The organism is Prevotella sp. CAG:592 (assembly GCF_000436015.1).
GTDB lineage: Bacteria > Bacteroidota > Bacteroidia > Bacteroidales > Bacteroidaceae > Prevotella > Prevotella pectinovora.
The window spans coordinates 1-3,260 of sequence record NZ_FR892569.1; the positions used below are offsets into that span (position 1 = coordinate 1).

At 45.0% G+C, this 3,260-nt stretch carries 3 protein-coding genes; 1 reads left to right on the top strand and 2 read right to left on the bottom strand.

Translation table 11 applies throughout. The features are described from left to right. Positions 1 to 238 precede the first annotated feature (238 nt). Entirely contained in the window at positions 239 to 448 is a 210-nt protein-coding gene (locus tag QVO99_RS05155; protein ID WP_022316532.1) for a hypothetical protein, read from the top strand. A gap of 110 nt (positions 449 to 558) precedes the next feature. Here QVO99_RS05155 and QVO99_RS05160 read toward each other — a convergent pair whose 3' ends face one another. Then, positions 559 to 2,136 (bottom strand): ATP-binding protein, encoded by a 1,578-nt coding sequence (locus QVO99_RS05160; protein ID WP_022316533.1) that lies wholly within the window; start codon positions 2,134 to 2,136, stop codon positions 559 to 561. Between the two features lie 123 nt (positions 2,137 to 2,259). Next, positions 2,260 to 3,260: ATP-binding protein (locus tag QVO99_RS05165; protein WP_288176975.1), on the bottom strand; the 1,001-nt coding region annotated here is incomplete at its 5' end.

Here is a 3,260-nt window from a genome sequence, read left to right on the forward strand (position 1 = left end):
TGGATGAACAGGCAAAGAAATATATAGACAGTCAGTCATCGAACTTCTATAATACATTGCTAAAGAGATGTATGGGGAGAGGGCATAGAAAGACGAAATATCTTTTCAATCCGCGGATAACCGAGGAATGGAGAGAAGGAGGGACTTTGGTTGTTGGCATCAATCACTGGTGCACACAAGAGATGTGTGAGCATTATGCAGACTGTGTTCTGAACAGCAATAGCAGGAAGACGGCAAAATGGGCATCGAACTGCTTGTGTCGCCAGCCATCTCTTATGCTAAGAAGCTTGTGCCGGAGAAAGCAGGCTTTGTAGAACAGATGCCTGGCAACATAGTGAAGCTTCGTCTTGGCGATATCGACAAGTTGCAGAAGGTGTTTGAAAAGGTGGCGCTGAAGGGCATCCGCTTTACTCCAGAGAGCATCGAAGCAGACATTGCTCTGCTGTAATACCGTTTTAGTCTATACTTAAAGGCCTTTAACAAAAAAACGGCGATTATTTACCCAAATCTAATTCTACAACAACGATTTGGGTAAAAAATCCATGTTTTATTTTGCATTCATTCCGCCCTCTTCCATCCTAAGAGGCCCTTTCCTTCTTCATCAAGTTCAATGCCCAATCCTATGACTTGGCGCTTGTCGGCCTTGAAAGGTTCCATATATTGACGGTTGAGGATTTGTTCGGTGGCAGCTTCCTTTCCGCCGTTGTTATGCAATTTCAGTTCAATGACATAGATGTAGCGTGAGGTCTTCACCGTCATGTCGATTCTGCCGGTTGAAATCATCTTTTCAACCTCTACATTCAAGCCAATGGCATTGAGTATGGTGCTGATGATGAGGCGGTAACGTTCCTCCATATCCATAGAAGCGAGCTTCTTGTTGCTGTATGGAACATCGGCGATGAGGGCTTTCAAAGATTTCATGGCTTCGTCTATCTGACCAGTGCCCAATTCTCTGTATAGGCAGGCTTGCAGCGACAGTATTTCGTTTTCTGAGCGCATGGCAAGAGTAGGCAGCACCGTTTCGTATAACGCTTGTTTTACTTCCTCATTAGGGAACCCCAATATATAACCAAACTCGTCACTTTCCTTTATAGTGAGATATCCCGATTGATATAAGAACAATTCGGCACCGCCTCCAGTTACGTCTGACATTTCCAAGGTGTTGCGCATTACAGAGCATTTCTCATAGTTACCGAGGCGAAGTTCTATGTTGTCAACAAACTTTGGAAGTAGGGATGTTGCTCCAGAAGAAGCCCAGAAGTTAATTATTTCTTTTGATTTCAGCGCATTGACGAGGCTGTATGGATTGTAAACATCCACCATATTGCGACGACTGAAGTGATACCCGTCGTAATATGCTTTCAATCTGTCGTGGGTTTCCTGTACAGACCAACCGTTTGCTTCGCTCATCTTTTTGAGTTCTGGCATAAAGTTCTCTTCAATCTCCTCCTCGGTAATGCCGCAGATCGCTGCGTATTCTGGCATGAAGCTGATGTTGGTCAGATTGTTGAGGACAGAGAAGAGAGATATCTGTGTGAACTTGGTGATGCCGGTAATGAAAACGAATTGTTCGTACTCGTCGTCCGCCTTTAGTATGGCAAAAACTTCACGGTATACTCCAGTACATTTTTCATGATCGGGTGTTCTCCATGAATGTTGCAAGGGAGAGTCGTATTCGTCTATGAGGACCGCTACTCTCAGCCCGGTTTGCTTATATGCCGTGGCTATAATGGCGTGGAAACGATCGGCAAGCATGGCAGTTGGATCTGGAGTAATGTTGTATTTCTCCTCATAATCCTTGAAGCGCAGGTTCAGGTAAGAGCGCAGAGTGTCTTCGTTGGCACCTCCACGGCTCATGTCGAGACGTATGACAGGATACTGCTTCCAGTCTTTCTCCAGCTGCATAATCTTCAGTCCTTCAAACAGGTCTTTTCTTCCTTCAAGGTACGACTCCAGCGTATCGACAAGCACAGACTTGCCGAACCGACGAGGGCGGCTCAAGTAATTATACTTTTCTCCCAAGTTTACCATGTTCCATACGATGTCGCTCTTGTCCACGTAGAGGTAGTTTTCCTCCCTGATAACCTTGAACGACTGAATGCCTACCGGCAATCTCCTGAATCTTTTGTCTGTCATATCAGCGCCTCCTATTTTGCCTTGTTTATGCCTTATTTCTGCGAAGATACATTATTTGTACGAATAATCCTTGTCAACTAACATATTTTTGTTTGAAAATGTTTCTTGCAGCCACACCTTCCCCTATTTCATCTTCTGCAGATTCTCCAATGCATATAGCGGAACGATGGTTATATGGCGCACGGCATTGTCAGCTTGAGAGTCGGTGTAGCTGAATTCGCCGAAATTCTCGAATGAGCAGCGGATTGCCTCTGTAAGATGTTTCTCTCTCATGAATAGCCATAGACTCTTCATGCCACCCTGCGTGCCAGACTTTATCTCTATCGGGGTGACTTTGAGATTAAAGATATCGAGATAGTCTATTTCAGCAATGCTATTCCCACTTTTCTCCCAATAGAACATCCGTTGTCGCTGCACGCATGGTTTATTTCGCAAGATTTCAAGACCAGCCACCATCTCGACCAAACCACCTTTGTTGACAAGTTCTTGAGGATTGCCAGTCATGATCTGCTCTATAAGATGCTGCGCAAGATTTCCTTCAAGCTGCAAAACCGTAAGAAGGAGTCCCGAATCAAGAAACAGAATCTTCATGTTTTTTTCGTTCGCCTCTGCATCAAGCGGAATACCATTTCCAGAGGTGGCGACGACAGGAGTGGTTAGTCCGGCAAGCGTCAGCAGCCGGACAGCCTCTCTGATTTGTGAACTTCTGTAGTCTGCGGAGATTTGTTTGAATGTAATCTTCTCTCCTGGCTGATGGCAGATGCCACGCATTGTCGTTCTCAGCAAATCGGGAGAGACCCTTTTCTTGTATTTGCTGAAGTCGTCATCGTATGTCAGAATAATATCCTCTTGAACACGGCTGCATTGGTTGAAATCGTGAGTCTTGATCCATGCCAGCACAGCCTCAGGCATTCCGCCAACCAAAAGGTATATACGGAAATATTCTACGAGTTTTTCATGAAAAGCATCATCCAAAGGGTGTCGGCTGTCAGCTTGCCCTTTCATGTCTATCAGTCCATTTTCATCATTCGCTTTCAGAAACTCATCAAACGTCATAGGATACATAAACAAAGTGTGTATGCGTCCCACGCCATAAGTAGGTAGTTCCTGAAGCGTGAACTCCA